General features: G+C 57.8%; 15 protein-coding genes. 6 read left to right on the top strand and 9 right to left on the bottom strand.

Annotated features, from left to right (window positions below):
- Window positions 1-5: 5 nt before the first annotated feature.
- Complete coding sequence (locus DHN12_RS11895) at window positions 6-1169, bottom strand: pyridoxal phosphate-dependent aminotransferase (protein WP_108860390.1); 1164 nt, start codon at window positions 1167-1169, stop codon at window positions 6-8.
- Between DHN12_RS11895 and DHN12_RS11890 the strand changes: the two genes are divergently transcribed.
- The 3 genes from DHN12_RS11890 to DHN12_RS11880 all read left to right on the top strand — a co-directional run bounded on the left by DHN12_RS11890 (window position 1168) and on the right by DHN12_RS11880 (window position 4437).
- Entirely contained in the window at window positions 1168-2550 is a 1383-nt protein-coding gene (locus DHN12_RS11890; RefSeq protein WP_108860389.1) for a M48 family metalloprotease, read from the top strand. The two genes, DHN12_RS11895 and DHN12_RS11890, sit on opposite strands and share 2 nt — an antisense overlap.
- Window positions 2547-3305, top strand: coding sequence for a DsbA family protein (locus DHN12_RS11885; RefSeq protein WP_108860388.1), 759 nt, complete (start codon window positions 2547-2549; stop codon window positions 3303-3305). Before DHN12_RS11890 ends, DHN12_RS11885 begins: the two co-directional genes overlap by 4 nt.
- Window positions 3306-3366: 61 nt before the next feature.
- Complete coding sequence (locus tag DHN12_RS11880; protein ID WP_108860387.1) at window positions 3367-4437, top strand: agmatine deiminase family protein; 1071 nt, start codon at window positions 3367-3369, stop codon at window positions 4435-4437.
- 26 nt (window positions 4438-4463) lie between these two features.
- Here the strand turns inward: DHN12_RS11880 and ispG are convergent, their stop codons facing one another.
- The 3 genes from ispG to hemA all read right to left on the bottom strand — a co-directional run bounded on the left by ispG (window position 4464) and on the right by hemA (window position 8227).
- Window positions 4464-5585, bottom strand: coding sequence for a flavodoxin-dependent (E)-4-hydroxy-3-methylbut-2-enyl-diphosphate synthase (gene ispG / locus DHN12_RS11875; protein ID WP_108860386.1), 1122 nt, complete (start codon window positions 5583-5585; stop codon window positions 4464-4466).
- A gap of 71 nt (window positions 5586-5656) precedes the next feature.
- A complete protein-coding gene (locus DHN12_RS11870; RefSeq protein WP_108860385.1) occupies window positions 5657-6874 on the bottom strand; it encodes a helix-turn-helix domain-containing protein in 1218 nt (405 codons plus the stop codon).
- Between the two features lie 129 nt (window positions 6875-7003).
- On the bottom strand, window positions 7004-8227 hold the full coding sequence (hemA, locus tag DHN12_RS11865) for a 5-aminolevulinate synthase (protein WP_108860384.1): 1224 nt from the start codon (window positions 8225-8227) through the stop codon (window positions 7004-7006).
- 334 nt (window positions 8228-8561) lie between these two features.
- Here hemA and DHN12_RS11860 point away from each other — a divergent pair, with 334 nt between their 5' ends.
- The gene (locus DHN12_RS11860; protein ID WP_108860383.1) at window positions 8562-9947 is read left to right on the top strand and encodes a dipeptidase; all 1386 of its coding nucleotides are present in this window, start codon (window positions 8562-8564) and stop codon (window positions 9945-9947) included.
- A 132-nt stretch (window positions 9948-10079) separates the two neighbouring features.
- Here DHN12_RS11860 and lpdA read toward each other — a convergent pair whose 3' ends face one another.
- Window positions 10080-11474 (bottom strand): dihydrolipoyl dehydrogenase, encoded by a 1395-nt coding sequence (gene lpdA, locus DHN12_RS11855; protein ID WP_108860382.1) that lies wholly within the window; start codon window positions 11472-11474, stop codon window positions 10080-10082.
- Window positions 11475-11690: 216 nt separating this feature from the next.
- On the opposite strand from lpdA, the gene DHN12_RS11850 reads away from it, so the two are divergent.
- Entirely contained in the window at window positions 11691-12125 is a 435-nt protein-coding gene (locus tag DHN12_RS11850; RefSeq protein WP_108860381.1) for a hypothetical protein, read from the top strand.
- Here the strand turns inward: DHN12_RS11850 and DHN12_RS11845 are convergent.
- From DHN12_RS11845 to DHN12_RS11830, 4 genes are all read right to left on the bottom strand, one after another.
- Window positions 12122-12700, bottom strand: coding sequence for a DUF924 family protein (locus DHN12_RS11845; RefSeq protein WP_108860380.1), 579 nt, complete (start codon window positions 12698-12700; stop codon window positions 12122-12124). The two genes, DHN12_RS11850 and DHN12_RS11845, sit on opposite strands and share 4 nt — an antisense overlap.
- Window positions 12701-12809: 109 nt before the next feature.
- Window positions 12810-14081, bottom strand: a complete 1272-nt coding sequence (locus DHN12_RS11840) for an MFS transporter (RefSeq protein WP_108860379.1) — start codon at window positions 14079-14081, stop codon at window positions 12810-12812.
- 112 nt (window positions 14082-14193) lie between these two features.
- Window positions 14194-15240, bottom strand: coding sequence for a tRNA preQ1(34) S-adenosylmethionine ribosyltransferase-isomerase QueA (gene queA / locus DHN12_RS11835; protein ID WP_108860378.1), 1047 nt, complete (start codon window positions 15238-15240; stop codon window positions 14194-14196).
- A 48-nt stretch (window positions 15241-15288) separates the two neighbouring features.
- Window positions 15289-18672, bottom strand: coding sequence for a DUF3971 domain-containing protein (locus DHN12_RS11830; protein WP_234416629.1), 3384 nt, complete (start codon window positions 18670-18672; stop codon window positions 15289-15291).
- Between the two features lie 68 nt (window positions 18673-18740).
- On the opposite strand from DHN12_RS11830, the gene DHN12_RS11825 reads away from it, so the two are divergent.
- Complete coding sequence (locus DHN12_RS11825) at window positions 18741-19202, top strand: peroxiredoxin (RefSeq protein WP_108860377.1); 462 nt, start codon at window positions 18741-18743, stop codon at window positions 19200-19202.
- Window positions 19203-19209 lie beyond the last annotated feature (7 nt).

The following is a 19209-nucleotide window of genomic DNA, read 5'->3' as shown; positions in this document are numbered from 1 at the left end:
ACGGCTCAGGCCTGTTCCGTGATCGCGCCGCGATCCGCCATAAAGCGGTGCAGTCGCTGCAGACCCTCTTCGATGTCCGCCGTCGAGCGCGCGTATGAAAACCGCAGCGTTGTATGACCACGCAGCGGGTCGAAATCCAGCCCCGGCGTGACAGCTACCCCGGCCTTTTCCAAAATCTCAGCCGCAAAGGCCAGGCTGTCGTCGGTCAGGTCCGAGACGTCGGCGTAGACATAGAACGCCCCATCCGGCGGCGCGATATTGGTGAAACCTGCCTTGGGCAGCCCTTCCAGCATCAATTGGCGGTTGCGGTGATAGACATCCAGATTGGCCTGCAGTTCGTCGTTACAATCCATTGCCGCCAGCGCGGCCACCTGACTGGCATGCGGAGCACAGATGAACATGTTCTGGGCGATCCGCTCAACCACCCTCACCTGATCTTCAGGAACCGCCATCCAGCCAACGCGCCAGCCGGTCATCGAGAAATACTTTGAGAACGAATTGATCACATAGCATTCATCCGTCAGTTCCAGCGCGGTGACGGCTTTGGCCTCATATTCCAGCCCATGGTAGATCTCATCGCTAATGAACGAAGCGCCTTGTCCCTGCGCGGCGTCTATCAGCGCGCCCATCGCTTTGTGATCCAACATCGTGCCGGTGGGGTTCGCAGGCGAGGCAACCATCAGGCCTTGCAGGTCGAGCCCTGCGAAATCGGATGGCACGGGTTGCAGCCGGTTCTCAGGTGCAGTGGGCAGATCGACAGGGACCAGACCCAACGCTTTCAGAATCTGCCGGTAAGACGGGTAGCCCGGCGCGCCGATACCCACGCGGTCGCCGCTATCGAACAGGGCAGTGAAAGCCAGCAGAAACCCGCCGGACGACCCCGGTGTGACCACGACGCGGTCGGGGTTGAGATCGACGTTATACCACTCACCGTACAGGCTAGCGATCCGTCGCCGCAGCGCGGGCAGACCCAAAGCCACGGTATAGCCCAGCGGGCCTTGGTCCATTTCTTTGGCCAAGGCCTGAACGGCCCCCTTGGGCGCGCCCGTCCCCGGCTGGCCGACCTCCATATGGATGATGTGCCGCCCAGCCTCTTCAGCGCGGCGCGCGGCCTCCATCACGTCCATCACGATGAAGGGATCGACCCCGGATCGGGTTGAGTTTCTCATGCCCATCTCCCATGTTGCAGCCATGGCTTTTGAACGCTTATCCAGGCTGGCGTCAATCCCGGCCCTGTTGCTGATTGCAGTGACATGGATGAGCAGTGCGTTTCAGTCCAGCGCTCAAAGCCTGATCCGCGACCCCGATATCGAGCACGGGTTGCGCGAACTGGCCTTTCCCATTCTGCGGGCCGCCGGGCTAAACACCAATCGGGTGAAAATTCTGGTCGTCAATGACAGCACATTCAACGCATTTGTCATTGATTACAACGCGATATACGTAAATTACGGGCTAATCCTGACCGTCGAAAGCCCTGAGATGCTGCAAGCCGTGATCGCGCATGAGGCGGCTCATATCGCCAACGGCCATCTGGCCAGACGGGTTGAAAATATGCGCGCAGCGCAGCGCAAAGCCCAGCTGGGCACTGCGCTGGCCCTGATCGCCGCAGCCGCAGGTGGTGGCGAGGCCGCAGCGGGAATCGCCGCTGGCACATCCGCATCTGCCCTGCGCAGTTTCCTGGGGCACACACGGGCAGAAGAGGCATCGGCCGACCGCAGTTCGGCCAGTTACCTGCGCGCGGCGGGGATCTCACCCAACGGGATGGTCGCTCTGCACCAAAAGTTTGCCGGTCAGGAGTTGTTGAACACTGCCAACCAAGACCCCTATATGCGATCCCACCCCACCAGCCGCGAACGGCTGCGCGCCGCTGAGGCCTTTATGGGGGAATTCAGCGATCATGCCTCACCAAACCCCAACGCCGACTACTGGTTCGCGCGGGTCAAGGGCAAGCTATCGGCCTTCCTACGCTCGCCGGGCTGGACCTTGCGCCGGTTGAAAGAGGAAAGCGCGCAGGACATCCGCCTGATGCGCGAAGCCGCCGCACATCATCAAAACCGCGATCTGGCCCGCGCAAGGGCAGCGATCGACGGCGCGCTGGAAATCCGACCCGATGATCCGTTCTTTTATGAGCTAAAAGGGCAAATTCTGCTGGAAAACAGAAAGTTGCCCGACGCAATTAAAGCTTATGGACAGGCGGTTGAGATGTCTCCGAATGATCCATTGCTTCTGGCGGGGTACGGGCGCGCCTTACTGGCAGATGGGCAGACGGCCGACGCCCTGAAGGTGCTTGAAAAGGCACGCGCGCGGGACTATCGCAATGCACGACTGATGCAGGATCTTGGAATGGCTTATGCCAAGGTCGGAAATAACGGCATGGCCTCGGCTGTGACCGCAGAACGCTATGCCCTGCAAGGCCGCCTGGTCGATGCAGGCATTCACGCGAAACGCGCCGTCGGGCAATTGCCCGAAGGTTCACCTGGTTGGCAACGGGCACAGGATGTGTTGATTGCCTCGGAACGAGCGAAGAAAAAGAAAAGGAACCGGAAATGATCCTCAGACATGCTGCACCCGCCCTTCTGGGGCTTTCCCTGATCACCGGACCCGCGCAGGCCCTGGACCTGAGCACCATGAGCGATGCCGAACGCGAACAGTTCGGTGTGCAGGTGCGCGAGTACCTTCTGGAAAACCCCGAAGTGATCATCGAAGCAATCAACATTCTTGAACAGCGTAACGCTGTGGCCGAAGCTTCCGCTGACAAGGAACTGGTCGCCGCCAATGCGGACGAGCTGTTCAACGACGGCTATAGCTGGGTTGGCGGCAACCCGGATGGCGACATCACTCTGGTCGAATTCATGGATTACCGCTGCGGCTACTGTCGCCGCGCCGTGCCCGAAGTCGCGAGCCTGTTGGCCGAAGATGGCAACATCCGCCTTGTGATCAAGGAATTCCCGATCTTGGGCGACGCCTCGGTCCTGTCTTCGCGCTTTGCGGTCGCAACCAAACATGTGGCTGGCGCTGACGCCTACAAACAGGTCCATGACGCGCTGATGGAATTCGGCGGAGAGCCTTCCGAAGTCTCCCTGCGCCGGATCTCGGATGGCCTCGGCCTGGACAGCGATGCGATCATTGCGGCCATGGACAGCGAGCAGGTTACGGATGAAATCGGTCAGACCCGTGCGCTGGCGCAGCGTATGCAGATTTCGGGAACACCTTCATTTGTTCTGGGCACCGAGATGCTGCGTGGGTTCCTGCCAGCGGATCAGATGAAGCAGATTGCGGACGGTGTGCGCGCAGAACAGGGTTGATGAACAATGAGCACCTCTCGCTGAGGTGCTCTTCACCCAACAGCCTATTGGGGTTTTCACAATGAAGCGTAGGGAAGTTCTGCTGTCCGGCGGGGCGATTGGGTTAATGAGTGTCACACAGCAACCTTTTGCCCAAGCTGGTTTGGGCTATTTTGTTCCGGCGGAAGAAACGCGACACCAACGCACTTTTATGCAGTGGCCGGTAAGCCGCAATGTGTATCCAGATGCCCACTTGCGTAATCTGGTGCAGCAAACGGTCGCCGATATTGCCAATGCGATATCGCCATTTGAACCGGTGACGATGCTGGCTGCCGCCGAACAGCATTCGGCAGCGCGTGAAAAACTTTCAACGGAAGTTGAATTGTGGGACGTCCCAACCGAAGACCTTTGGTGCCGGGATTCCGGACCGATTTTTTTGATCTCAGACGGCGGTGACATGGCGATCCGCAAAATCCAGTTCAATGGCTGGGGTGAGAAGCAAGCACACAAACAGGACGCTCGTGTCGCTGGTCGCGTTGCTGAACGACTGGGCCTGCCGCTCCTTCCCTCCGGCCTGAACGGTGAAGGTGGAGGTGTTGAGCAAGACGGGCACGGCCTGCTCATTGCGCATGAAAGCTCATGGCTGAATGACAATCGCAACCCTGGCCAGTCTCGTAACGAGATCGAAGCCAAACTTTTGGCCGCCTACGGAGCAAACCGCATGATTTGGTCCGAGGGTGTTTGGGGCGAAGACATTACCGACTACCATATCGACAGTCTGGCACGCCTTACCGGACCGGGTCGTGTTCTGGTCAACCTTCCAGACGAGCCTGATTTTCAGGACCCCTTCCATCTTGCGGCATTGGACACGCATGACCGATTGGTTGCGGAAGGTTTACAAGTAGAGGTTATTCCGGAACCAGTCAGAAGGCGGGTCAAAGATCCAGAGTTCGTGGCATCTTATGCAAACTACTATGTTTGCAATGGCGCGGTCATCATGGCCCAATTCGGTGACAAAGAAACCGACACCATCGCGCGCGACGCCCTGTCCCGACATTACCCGGGGCGCGAAGTTGTGGCACTGAACGTCGATATTTTAGGCGAATTTGGTGGCGGTATTCACTGCGCAACGCAACAAATGCCCGCCGTCTAACAAGACCCGAGGGTCAGTGATATCAACTATTCAGCCGCCTCAGCCACGGCGTCCAGTTCCGCCGCCTTCTTTTCGACCTCTTCGACGATGTGATCAATCATCTGGTCGTTGGACATCTTGTGGCTGGCCTTGCCCGCCAGATAAACCATGCCCGATCCAGCCCCGCCGCCGGTGAAACCGACATCGGTCATCAGCGCCTCACCCGGCCCGTTCACCACGCAGCCGATGATCGACAGGCTCATCGGCGTTTTGATGTGTTCCAGCCGCTGTTCCAGCGCCTCGACCGTTTTGATCACGTCGAACCCCTGCCGCGCGCAGGAGGGGCACGAGATGATGTTCACGCCGCGATGGCGCAGGCCCAGAGATTTCAGGATCTCAAAGCCCACTTTTACTTCTTCGACCGGGTCAGCGGACAAGCTGACACGGATCGTGTCGCCAATACCCATCCACAGCAGATTACCCAGCCCGATGGCCGATTTGATGGTGCCTGACACCAGTCCGCCAGCCTCGGTGATGCCTAAGTGGATCGGCGCGTCCGTGGCCTCGGCAATGCCCTGATAGGCCGCGGCCGACAGGAAGACGTCGCTGGCCTTCACGCTTATCTTGAATTCGTGAAAGTCGTTGTCCTGCAGGATACGAATATGCTCCAACCCGCTTTCGACCATCGCCTCGGGGCATGGTTCGCCATATTTCTCAAGCAGGTGCTTTTCCAGACTACCGGCGTTCACCCCGATGCGGATCGAGCAATTATGGTCCTGCGCGGCCTTGATAACCTCTTTCACACGCTTTTCATCGCCGATATTGCCCGGGTTGATGCGTAGGCATGCGGCACCCGCTTCGGCAGCTTCGATACCGCGCCGATAGTGAAAGTGGATGTCGGCCACGATAGGAACCGGGCTTTCGCGCACGATCTCTTTTAGTGCTTTCGATGACGCCTCATCAGGGACGGAAATCCGCACGATATCGGCACCCGCCTCTGCTGCGGCCTGAACCTGCGCAATTGTCCCGGCAACATCCGTTGTCAGGGTGTTCGTCATCGTCTGAACAGCAATGGGCGCGTCGCCCCCGACCGGAACATTTCCAACCATAATTTGGCGGGATTTGCGGCGATAGATGTTTCGCCACGGGCGGACGTGATTAAGGGACATGAGGACGGGTCCAAAGCTGCCTGAGTTGCGTCTTTAGATAGTCCGCCTACCCGGCCACCGCAATGGCCAGATCACTCAGCCGGCGTTTCAGGTACTTCCGCCTGAAGTTCGGCCACCAATTGTTTGAGGGCGCTGTTCTGTTCGGATTCCAGATCGGCGATCTCATAGCGTTCGGCAACCGCGTCCTTGGACAGCAGAACACCTTTGGTCACCGTGCCCGGCGCACCAACAGGCCCGAAATGTTCACCATTCATCGAGAAATAAACGGAACCCGAAGCCCCTGCACGCAGTTGCGGTGGTTCTTCGGTCAGCGGAATTTCGAAAGTATTGCCCTGCTCGACCGTGCCCAATGTGCCTTCAAACAGAACGCTCCCATCAGCGGCGCGAATACGCATCCACGATGGCGCAACGGCCACGATCTTCAGTGCGGTATCAACCTGTTCAACAACCTGCGGCAATGCGAGACGTTCAACAGTGTGCACCTCGGCCACTTCGATCCGGGGCGCCTCTGGCGGGCGGAACGTTCCGACAGTGCGAGGATCCAATGTGGCAATCGGCGCGTCACGCGCCACAAGAACCGGAACATCCAGCGCCTGTGGGCGATAAAGACGATCCAGCGCCTCCGGGGTCGGTGCTGTGGATTCTGCTGCTGCTTCGGCAAGTTCTACCGGTGCGCGGGCTGCATCCAACGGGTCGAGATCGGACAGAACCACCGGGGCCTGTTCAACCGGGCTCACCTGAACCTGTTGGATTTTATTCAATACGGCCCAACCGCCATAGCCAATGCCACCAATCACCGCCAGCAGGACCAGAGACGACCCAATGGCGCGCGGCTCAATCTGGCTGACCAGAGATTCCCTGCCCGGGATGTAAGGTGTATTCGGCGAGATGAACGGATCGCGCCCCATCGGGCCCCGCGCGGGCAACCCGCCGGATGGTTTACGAACAACCGAAGCCTCGGCTGACATACCATGGGCCACTTCAAAACCGCTTTCGGCGCAGAACGTGGCAAAGGTATCATCCGGGTTCATGCCCAGATAGCGTGCATAAGAACGCACATACCCGGCGATGAAGCCGGGTGTGTCAAACGCATCGGGATCAGCGTCTTCGATTGCAGCTATGTAGTTGGCTTTGATTCGCAGTTCGCGTTGAACATCCAGAAGTGACTTACCCATGGTCGCGCGTTCGCCGCGCATCCTGTCGCCAAGTCGCACCTCATAATCGTCAAAGCCCTTCGGCCTGACGTCCGTGTTTTCTTCGGAATCGCGCTGTGATCTGCGCCCAATCATCCCTGCTGCCCCATTCTGCCTTGCGCGTGTTACACGCCAACGGCGAATCGCCTACGTAACGATTCGTGCGTCTCTTTTGTTAGCGTAAGCTTAACACGCGACAAACGCATTGCACACTTTGGCGTGAGGTTATCCGGCAAGTTCGGCGCGATTTAGCGCACAATGTGACCAAAGTTCGTCCATCGCCTGGATCAATCGGTTCATTTCACCCGGTCCATGTATCGGAGACGGGGTAAAGCGCAGGCGCTCTGTGCCGCGCGGCACGGTCGGGAAGTTGATCGGCTGGACGTAAATTCCATGGTCATCCAGCAGCCTGTCACTCAGGATTTTGGTGTGCACCGGGTTGCCGACGATCACAGGTACGATGTGACTGCCATGATCGATCAACGGCAGGCCCATCCCTTTCAGGCGCAGCTTAAGCACCTTGGCCTGGGTCTGATGCTGCTCACGCATCTCTGACGCGCCTTTCAGATACGCCACCGATGCGGCAGCCCCGGCGGCAACGGCCGGAGGCAGAGACGTCGTGAAGATGAAGCCCGGCGCGTAAGAACGCACAGCGTCGCACATTTTCTCGCTGGCGGCGATATAGCCCCCCATCACGCCATAGGCCTTGGCAAGTGTTCCGTTGATGATGTCGATGCGATGCGCCAGACGATCACGCTCGGTAACGCCACCACCGCGCGGGCCGTACATGCCAACCGCGTGCACCTCGTCGATGTAGGTCAGCGCGCCAAATTCGTCGGCCAGATCACATATCTCTTCAATTGGGCCGAAATCGCCATCCATCGAATAGACGGACTCGAACGCGATCAGCTTAGGGGCTGCGGGATCGTCAGCCTCAAGTAGTTCACGCAGATGCGCTACGTCGTTGTGACGAAAGATGCGTTTGGCACCGCCATTGCGGCGTACGCCTTCAATCATCGAGGCATGGTTCAGCGCATCGGAATAAATGATCAGACCGGGGAAAAGCTTTGGCAAGGTGCTGAGTGTCGCGTCATTCGCGATATATGCACTGGTGAACAGCAACGCCGCCTCTTTGCCGTGCAAATCCGCCAACTCAGCTTCAAGTTGCTTGTGGTAGACAGTGGTGCCCGAGATGTTACGCGTTCCGCCCGAACCCGCACCAGCAGCATCAACCGCATCATGCATCGCATTCAGAACAACCGGGTTCTGGCCCATACCCAAATAGTCGTTTCCACACCACACGGTGATATTCTGCTGCGAGCCGTCCGGACGCGTCCGTACTGCATGCGGGAAATGACCGTTCTGGCGTTCGATATCAATAAAGGTCCGATAACGGCCTTCGTCATGCAGCCTGGCAATCGCTGAATCGAGCTGAGCAGTATAGTCCACCAGTATCTCCTTCTGTGCCCGACATAGACGTGCTGTTTGTCGAACCCGTTATTTCCCCGAATGACGGATCAAGCCGTCCCCGCGGTTTGCTTCCCCTTGAGTACCTTGCCTAGTGGCATTGCAGGAGTCGCAGCATTGATCTGTATCAATTATCCCTGTTCACGCCCCCCGACAAGTAAAGTTACGGCCATAAGACGCGAGGAAACGACGCAGGCGATAACCCTGCCACACATTCTGTTTCCGACAGTATACTGCAAATCCTGCCGATACGCACTGGACGGCGCCGCCGGTGCTGATAGGTTCCGCAGCAGTTCACGCCATTCAGGAGAAGCTCATGTCGCTAGACGCTGTTCTGAGCAAGATCGACACCGATCTGTCCACGTCCATCGACCGTTTGATGGAATTTCTGCGCATCCCGTCGATCTCAACCGACCCGGCCTATAAAGAGCAGGTAGATCAGGCCGCCGACTGGCTGGTCGCCGACCTGCAAAGCATTGGCATTGCAGCCGAAAAGCGCGAAACGCCGGGCCACCCTATGGTTGTAGGTCATGTAGGCGAGGACAGCGACGGACCGCATGTTCTGTTCTACGGTCACTACGACGTCCAACCCGTTGATCCATTAGAGCTTTGGAACCGCCCCCCGTTTGATCCAGCGTTGGAAGAGACTGAAAACGGTCAAGTTATCCGCGGCCGAGGCTCGTCGGATGACAAAGGCCAGTTGATGACCTTTGTTGAGGCCTGCCGCGCATGGAAGGCGATCCACGGCACCCTGCCCTGCCGCATCACATTCTTTTTCGAAGGAGAAGAGGAATCCGGATCACCTTCATTGGTACCGTTCCTCGAAGCCAACAAGGACGAGCTGAAAGCGGATCTTGCGCTGGTTTGCGACACATCGATGGTTTCGCGCGGCGTGCCTTCCATCGCCTCGCAACTACGCGGCATGCTCAAGGATGAGTTCACTATCGTCGGTCCCCGCATCGATCTGCATTCCGGTCACTATGGCGGCCCTGGTCTGAATCCGCTGCGTGAGCTGTCGAAGATCGTCGCCTCGTTCTACGACGACGAAACCGGTCGCGTGGCCGTTGACGGGTTTTACGAAGGTGTACACGAAGTGCCCGCAGAGCAACTCCGCCAATGGGAAAACTGCGGTTTTGATGAGGCGGAATACCTGAACTCTGTCGGTTACTCGCAACCGCATGGGGAAAAGGGCTATTCCACACTGGAACAGCAATGGGCACGTCCAACGCTGGAAGTGAACGGCTTGTGGGGCGGCTACAACGGTGCAGGATCAAAAACCGTGATCCCGTCCGAAGCGCACTGCAAGATCACCTGCCGCCTGGTCGGCGACATGGACCCCGATGCCCTGCGCGACAAAATTCGCAAACATGTCGAAGATCGCCTGTCGCCCGACGCAAAAGTCGTCTGGGACAACGATCTCGAAGGGGCTCCGGCATCGGTGATGAACCTTGACCGCCCAGAATTCGAAGCGGCGCGCGGCGCATTGTCCGATGAATGGAACCGCGAGGCTGTCTTTACCGGCATGGGGGGATCGATACCGGTGGTTGGATATTTTGATTCGGTTCTCGGATTGGATTCGATGCTGGTTGGCTATGCCAATGACGACGACGCCATCCACTCACCGAACGAAAAGTATGACGTGAAAAGTTTCCACAAGGGCATTCGCTCGTGGGTGCGCATACTGGACGCATTGAATAAATAAGATACTTGCGAGGCTCTGCTTGACGCTCCGGGATATTTAAAGGCCAGATGAAGGAAAGATCCTTACTTCATCTGGCTAAAATATCCCCGAGGGAGACGCCCGGCACGGGCGGTGGGGGCAGAGCCCCCATTCTTACATGTGGATCACACGCCCGTAGGCATCCAACACGCTTTCGTGCATCATTTCCGATAGAGTCGGGTGTGGGAAGACAGTGTTCATCAGGTCTTCCTCTGTGGTCTCCAATTGCCGTCCCACTACGTAGCCTTGAATCAACTCAGTAACTTCCGCGCCGATCATATGTGCCCCTAGCAATTCACCTGTCTTGGCGTCGAAAATCGTTTTGATCAGGCCCTCGGGTTCACCCAACGCAATGGCTTTGCCGTTGCCGATAAACGGGAACTTGCCAACCTTGATGTCATAGCCAAGCTCTTTCGCCTTGGCTTCGGTATACCCCACCGATGCGACCTGAGGCTGACAATAGGTGCAGCCGGCGATGCTTTCGGGTTTCACTGGATGAGCGTGTTTACCGGCAATCAATTCCGCGACCATGACACCTTCATGGCTGGCTTTGTGCGCCAGCCAGGGCGCACCTGCGATATCACCAATTGCGTAAAGTCCGTCGACACCCGTACGGCAGAATTCATCCGTGACGACATGGGTGCGGTCGATCTTGACGCCCAAGGCCTCTAGCCCAAGGTTTTCGACATTGCCGACAATCCCTACAGCCGAGATCACGGTGTCAAAATCGTGCTTTTCGACCTTGCCTTTAACCTCAATATGCGCCGTGACCTTACCCTTGGCGCGGTCCAGTTGCTTGACCATCGCCTTTTCCGTGATGGTCATGCCTTGTTTGGTAAAGGCCTTTTTGGCCAGCGCGCTGATTTCTGCGTCCTCGACCGGCAGAACCCGGTCCATAACCTCGACCACGGTCGTGTCTGCACCCAGTGTATTATAGAAGCTGGCGAATTCGATTCCGATTGCGCCAGACCCGATCACCAACAGCTTTTTTGGCATCCGCGGCGGCTGGAGAGCGTGCTTGTAGGTCCAGACCAGATCGCCATCCGCTTCCAATCCGGGCAGTTCCCGCGCCCGCGCACCGGTGGCAAGAACGATGTTCTTGGCGGTCAGTTCCTCGGTACCCTTGTCGGTTTTGACGGTGACCTTGCCTTTTGCAGGGATCGTTGCCGCGCCCATGACGACGGTCACTTTGTTCTTTTTCAACAAATGACCGATGCCGCCCGACAACTGCGCCGCAACGCCGCGCGAACGCTTGACGACCGCATCCAGATCAAAGCCAATCTTGTCAGCGCTCAGGCCGAAATCCTTGGCCCGCTCCATCAGATGGAACACTTCGGACGTTCGCAGCAGCGCCTTGGTCGGGATACAGCCCCAGTTCAGACAGATACCGCCCAAATGCTCGCGTTCGACTACGGCGGTCTTCAAGCCCAGCTGAGCCGCACGGATAGCGGCCACGTAGCCACCGGGACCGGCGCCAATTACGATCAGATCAAAAGATTGTGCTGCCATGTTTCCCTCTCGGCGCAGGTCGATTCAGAAATTAGTTTACCATTAAACTAATCTCCTGAATGCATCAACATATTGCTCCCGCGACAAAACAGACGCAGGGTAAACTGGCGCGGTATGCGCTGTTTTCAGCCTATACCGCGCGTGAACCTATGGCTAGAAGATACGCACCGGGCCTGTCCGGACTTTGTGAAACCCAAGTCATTCGAAAGGCTTACCATGGCCAAAACGCTTAAAGATCTGTTGCTCGCCGTGCTGAATGCAACGCTTATCCTGATTGCACTATGCCTGTTTCTGGGGTGGAAGCTGGCTTCTACAGTCGACGACATTACCGTCAAGTTTGCGGAGAAGGTCCAGATCGTAGCGCCCCTGAAGGAAGACGTTCAAGGGATACGCGGTGAACTGACGGCATTGCGCAGCGACCTGTCATCCCTTCAGCTTAGCGGAACAGCAGCCGATAGTGCCACCGCCCGAAAACTGTCTGAAGCTTTGGAAAAGCTGAATGATTTAGAGAATAACCTGCAAGCTGCGCAGGCGAGAATAGCCGAGTTGACCGAAGCCCCGGACCAGTTAATCAACACTGCAATTGAAAATTCGGCCGACATTGTTGCCGACCGGATCATTGCAATCCGAGGCTGCGAGCCGGCGTCCTAGCCGGCTGTCTGCAGCTCGCGCACGGTCGCGCCATATCCGCCCATGTCGACATAGGCGGCCTCGTGCTCGGTCATTGGGCGCGAGAGAGCGTCGTTGCGGTATGGGAACCGACCGAACTTGCGGATCACTTCGCGATGCGCCCTTGCGTGCAACAGGTTGCCGTCGTCGCCATCGGTCATGTTTTGACACATCAGGCGCACACAGCGTTCCTGGTCACACAGGTTTTCCGAATGCATCAATGGAAGATAAAAGAACTGGCGGGCCGGTTCGTCGATCTTCATATCCCACCCTTTGTCCACCGCACATTTCGCTGCTGACAACGCCGCACGGTCTGAGGCGAAGGCCTCAGCGCTTCCTCGGAACATGTTGCGTGGGAACTGATCCATCAGGATGATGTACGCCAATGCGCCGCTGGGATAGGTCAGCCAGAGAGAGAACTTGCCTTCACTCGCAGCCTCCCATGTAGTCAGGAATCTTTCGCGGATTTCTGCATCCAATGCGTCATCCTGCAGATACCAACCCTTGGGACCAACCTCATCTAACCAAAAACTCAATACATCTTCAGGACTTGCCATGCCCTTAACTCCGTCGTGTTTCCCCCCCAAGGGACTTAAATTCATTTAAGTGCGTTTTTCAGAATTGTAACAGTAAATTATTGCAACACTTGCGACATAAAGTCGTGTTCTAGGCAACATCTTGCGTTTCCTGCTCGGCTTCTGCGGCCTCAATGGCCAATTCCTGCGCCAATTCCATCACAACCGGGGACGCCGTTGGATAGAGCGGCGACATGGTGCCTGTTTCGTCGACCGGGATCGCCGCGCGCTGGGTCATACGGTAGAGCGAGTAGCCCGCCATAACGACCAGCAGGATTGCGATGAAAAGGAAAAAGCCCGGAGGACCAAAGACCGCATCCCCCATGAGCCAACCGGTGATCAACGGGCCCGCAATGGCCCCCATGCCGTTGATAAACAAGAGACCCCCTGACGCTGCAGCCATGTCTTCGTGTTCCAGAAAGTCATTCGCGTGCGCAATCAGCAATGAGTAAAGCGGGTTCGACATACCGCCGATCACAAAGGCCGCGCCCAGCAGGATTGGAAACGTCACCCCGAACACCAAGCCCACAAATGCCGCGCAGCTGCCGACCCCTGCAACAAGCATAATCAGGAAACGGCGATCCATGCGGTCGGACATCCATCCCAATGGATACTGCAAGACCAAAGCACCGATATAGAATGCGGCAATAAAAGTCGAAATCTCGACCAATGTCAGGCCCGCGCGGGCACCGTATACCGACGCCATCCCGAACTGTGCAGAGAACACGCCGCCCAAAAGAAACATGCCAACACAGCCCAAGGGCGAATATCCGAACAATTCGCGCAGAGTCATCGGTTTGGTTGTGTCAAACGCAGGTGTCGGTGAGATCGACAAGAGAATTGGCGCAAAAGAGACCGAAACCAGAATGGAGGCGATTACAAAGGTGTCGAATCCGGCCGGGTCGCCCAAAAGAACCAAACCTTGTGCGCTGATGATGCCTGTCATCTGGAAGATCATGTAAAGGGACAACGCTTGGCCGCGGTTCTCGTTGCTGGCTGCATTGTTGAGCCAGCTTTCCGCAGTGACGTACACTCCGGAGAAACAGAACCCGATCACGACACGGCCCAGAATCCAGATAACCGGGTCGGTCATCAACGGATACATGATCATCACGGCAGAAATGAACGATGCCAGCGCCGCGAAGACCCGCACATGTCCGACCCGCCGGATCATTTCTGGTGCAAGGCGCGATCCACCCAGGAAACCAACGAAATAGGCCGACATCACGAACGACATCTGAAGGGTCGAGAACCCCTCGATCTCGCCCCGGACACCAAGAATTGTCCCCTGAAGGCCGTTTCCGACCATCAACAGGCCCATACCAAGTAATAGCGCCCATGCGCTGGAAAGGACCTGAATCATTGGGGCCTCCGAAAAATTCCGACCTAGACTGTGACACCGTTTTGCAATCAAAAACGGCTTTGGTCATGCTTGTCTACGACATTGAAAAGATTCGATCCCGACAACACGTCCTTTACGGGATCAAAAGCGACGCGTCCCCGTAAGAGAAGAACCGATATTTCTGTTCAATCGCATGCGCGTACACCAGTCGCATGCGTTCCTGCCCCATCAGGGCCGACACCAGCATCAATAAAGTGGATTTCGGCAGGTGGAAATTGGTCATCAACGCGTCGGTCACGTGGAACTGAAAGCCAGGATATATAAAAATATCGGTCTCACCTTCCCATGGTTCGATCTGGCCCGAACGGCTGGCGCTTTCGATCAGACGCAGGGCGGTAGTGCCCACCGGGATGACCCTGCCCCCTTCGGCTTTGGTCTCTCGGATCTCTTGCGCGGCGGCGGCGCTGACACTGCCCCATTCGGCGTGCATCTTGTGGGTCGTCACGTCCTCGACCTTGACCGGCAGAAAGGTGCCCGCGCCCACATGCAACGTGACATGAGTAACGGCGACGCCGCGGGCGCGCAGCGCCTGCATCAACGCCTCATCAAAATGCAGCGACGCCGTTGGCGCGGCAACCGCACCGGAATTGCGCGCCCAGATTGTCTGGTAATCCGTCTTGTCCTGCTCATCCGCTGGCCGCTTGGCCGCGATGTAAGGCGGCAGAGGCATTGCCCCGGCCTGTTCCAATGCAGCATCAAAATCATCGCCCGACAGATTGAACCGCAGATAGGCTTGCCCGTCCTCAACCCTCTCCAGCATGGCGCTCAGATGATCCGAGAACTGAATGTCTTCGCCCAGCTTCACTTTCTTCAGCGGTTTGATCAGGGCCGCCCATGTACCATCAGCCTGCGGGTCCAACAATGTGGCTTCGATCGCGGCAGACACCGGCCCTTGTAAACTGTCGCGATGGCGCCGTCCGTTCAGGCGTGCGGGGATGACGCGAGTGTCGTTTAGCACCAATCTGTCACCCGGCCGCAACCAGTCAGGCAGATCAAAAACATGCGCATCCGAGATCGCGTTACCATCGGCCACCAACAGGCGCGCGGATGAGCGCGGGCTGGCGGGACGTGTGGCAATCCGGTCTTCAGGCAGATGGAAATCAAAATCACTGAGTTTCATAGCCGCGCCATACAATTCCGCATCGGAATCAGCAACAGCCCATCCGGGTCAATTGTCCCGGGGCGGAGAACCAAAGGTCTTTTTGGGTTCATCCGGCTTTCTCGGCAGCGCATTGGGGCCATCTGATACGGTCGGGGCCGGTGCGCGCAGTAAATTTCGTAGGAACAATGGCGCAAGGCCAGACAGCGGATTTACGGAAACCTTTGGCTTCGTAAGCGGCCCGGTCAGGCTGTAGTTGAACCCGATGACCCCCTCGCCTTTTTTTGTGAAAACACTTCCGATCGCGTTCACCAGGTAGATCGGAGAGATCGCCCCACGCAGGTTCAGCATGCCCGCAACCGTGTCGATCGTGCCGTCAAAGGACAAGCCGATGGACGGGCCAACGGCGCTTCCACTGAGGACTTTGATTTCGGTCGGAGTGATCCGCATGCGGCTATCGATAGTCGAGAAAAAGATCCCCTGCCCGGTCATCTCGTCCAAAAGTCCAACAAGACTGATCGCGTCTAACAGTGCGGCCATTGCCGGTGCGTCAGTAATGCGTGTGTTTAAGATCTTGAGGATCACATCATAATTCCCCGGCGCGCTGACCGGTTCCAGTTGCAGATCCAAACTGCCGCCACGCGCCTGGGTGATCACACCAGCTGACCGTAGGACGGCCCCCGCGTCCTTCGACTTAATGTTCACGGCGCTACCGCTGTCGCGCGGGCTCACTTGGCCGCTGACCTCCGTGCCGCCGTTTACGTTGGCCGTAAAGGAGCCGTTCACCCCGCCTGTCGTTTGAAACGCGCCCCGGAAGCCTGTCAGTGCAATGTCTTCGGTCACCTGCAGGCGGTCCAACAGAACATCGATCCTTGGACCGGGGCCTGACCCTCCTCCGCCGCCGCCCTCGCCGAAGGTTGCGCGACCCAGATTCATGACACCGCCCTGAACGACGATATTGGGGACAAGTCCGCCGGTGTTGATCAGTTCGGCCGGCACCGCCAGCCAGTTGCCCAGATCAAACGAACTGAACCGTATCCGGTCAAAGGCACCCCCGTCCCGGAAGAAGATCGAGGCTTTAGTGCGCAGCCCCGCGACATCAAGCGTCAGATCATCCACTTTGGGCTTTTCACCCAGCGTGGCGTCCAGTGTCATCTTTCCGGTCGCCCCCGTCCCTTTGCGCCAACCAAGTTCAGGAATCGCCATCCCGACCCCTGCAAGGTCCGAGGTCGCAGAGAGTGTGACTGGTTCATCCGCGCCGATTCCAACGGTGATATCCGCTGTGCCTTTTCCAGTCAGCATGCCCGGCGGCAGCGGCACCTTCAGTTCACTCATCAGCAGCGGCGACAATTCGATCTGGCCCGTCAGTTCGCTGCGCTGCGGGCCGTCTACGCCAATGGGCTGACGCCACGCGACTTGCATAGGCACCTGGCCGAACGAGCCATAGCCGTTGATCTCTACCTCGGTCTGATTGCCGGACAGGTTCAATCGGTCGGCGCTGACCGAATAGTCAGGTACAAGCTTGTCGCTTTGCACATTGTCGATTTCACCGGTGTAGTGGAATTCGGTGTCGTGAAACTTCAGCCCCTTTTTCAGCGGCAATGACAAGGTTCCTGACAAGCTTACGCCACCAGCTGCCAGATCAACCTGCAAGTTGGCTTTGGACATCAGGCTTAGTGGTGGGCGGTCCAGCAGCGACAGGGCCGCCTCGACGCTGCCGCGCGCCTCGATCCGAGCAATCGCAGGCGTTCCGCCCTTGGCAGTTGTATCCGGGATAATGAACGAGGTTCCCGAGGCATCCACCGCGCCACCCTGATCGGCGATGACAACCCCTTTTTCAGCCGTGACGGTAAAGCGGTCTTTCAACAGGCTAAGCCGACCCTGCCCGTCCTGGATCAGCGGCAAGGTCTTGGCAAACCTGATCTTGGCCTCATCGAACCCAAGGCCCAGATAGAGGTCCGGCTTACTGCCGGGATGCAAGCGCAGCGAAAATTCCACATCCAAAAACTGCCCCTCGTACAGGTTTTCCGACACCCATTTCCGCGGGTTCGGCGCCAGCCTTTCGGGCCAGTATCGCAACAGGTTCTCGGACACCATCTTGTCCAGTTGCGCATCAAACGCGGCATCCCAACCGTCGGGCTGGCCGATCAACCTGCCCGTCGCGTGCAATTCGTGCAGGGCATCCGTGATGGTCAACTGCCCCAACTGCAGCTCGAACGGAGCAAGCTTGAGTTGAAAATCCAGGTCCGCCCGCGCGGTTTCCAGCGATTCCGGGAACAGACCACCGGGGTAGATATCGATACTGTTCAGGGTCAGCTGTGACGTCAGGCTTTCAAGAACACCGTTTTCGACCCCGTTCAAATAGGCTTTGCCTTCGGCCTGCACGGCCCCCACGTCGGACACGACCGAGGCCTCGTTGAATTCCAGAACATGACGCGCGGGATCATAGGTGAAATAGGCGCGCGCGGATTCGAATCCGATCGGGCGCGTCTCGGGCCTGGGCTGCAAGACACCCTCGCCCAGGTTCAACGTCGCAAAGAGCGGACCCAGCGCGGCCTGCCCATCGACGCTGCCCCGTAACGCGCCGGAAATTGGAGCATTGAGCACCTGCAACCACGCCAGTGCAACGCTTTGAGTGGCAATGTCTTCCGAGGGTAGATCGGTGATCGAAACCCCAAAACTCGCCTGAGGGGTACCAAGCACGCTGGTATAGTTCGCCTCGATCGTGCTGGCGTAATCGCGCCCGGTCAGAACCGAAAATCCGGTCGCCAGCCGCATTTCATCCCCGTCCCGGATGATCGAGATATGCCCGCCGTCAAACACCCAGGCCCGCCCCAGCCGCAGATCCTGATAATCCAGCGTCAGCGATTCCAGATCGACCGCCCGCAATCCTGACAGAAACGGGGACAGGAACACATCATCCGATTCCTCGATAAGCTGTGCCAGCGTCGGAGCCTTTTGCACCGGGGCACTGCCTGACCCAACTGTCAGCGACAGCGCACCGTCCTCACCACGGGTCAAAGCAATCTGCGCGCCCAGCATAGTGATCCGCCGCGGTCTGATCTTACCACGCAACAATTCGCGCATCGATAGGCGTGTCCGCAAATCCGATATCTGAGCGATCTGATGACCCGCTGCATCGCTGATAGTCACATCCGTCAATCGGATTCGCGGGCGCCACTTATCGTTGACGATAAAGCTGGCGTCCCCAAAGGTGAATTTTAAACCGCCAAGGCTGCGTTCAAGACGCGCTTCTACTTTCTGCGTGATCCATTCCGGCGCGTGCAGCTGTTTTCCGATCAGAAAGAACCAGCCCGCTCCGACCAGCAGGCACATTAAAAACAGGGTTCCAATGCTCCAGCGCGCGGCGATACGACGGCGTGACCGGCGGCGGACAGGCGTCTCGGGCCGGTCGCCACTTGCGTCTTCGTGCTGAGCCAATTTTTTATCCAAGTCTTTCAACCCGCTCGCGTCGCCCTATTATGCTGGGCAGCACTTAAAATCCTTTAGCGGAGTTTCCAATGCCCGACGTGACAGACATCGCCCCTGATTTCACATTACCCCGCGACGGCGGCGGCGAAGTGACCCTTTCGGACCTGCGCGGCGGTGCCGTCGTTCTGTTTTTCTATCCCCGCGATGATACGCCAGGCTGCACCAAGGAATCCATCGGTTTCTCGGAACAACTTCAGGCCTTTGCCGATGCGGGTGCTCAAGTTTTCGGCATCTCGCGGGACAGCGTCGCCAAGCACGACAAATTTGTCGCCAAGCACAGCCTGACGACCCCGCTGTTGTCGGACGAAGGGTCTTCGGTCTGCGAGGACTATGGCGTCTGGGTTGAAAAGAACTTGTACGGCAAGAAATCCATGGGAATTCAGCGCTCGACCTTCCTGATCGACGGCGAGGGCAAGATCGCCAACGTCTGGCGCAAGGTCAAAGTCCCCGGCCATGTGGACGAGGTGCTAGAGGCTGTGCGCGCCCTGTAACCCTCTC

Source organism: Ruegeria sp. Alg231-54, from assembly GCF_900143525.1.
Classification (GTDB): Bacteria; Pseudomonadota; Alphaproteobacteria; order Rhodobacterales; family Rhodobacteraceae; genus Ruegeria.
The sequence above is the reverse complement of the archived record's forward strand: the minus strand, read 5'-3'. Positions and strand labels throughout refer to the sequence as shown.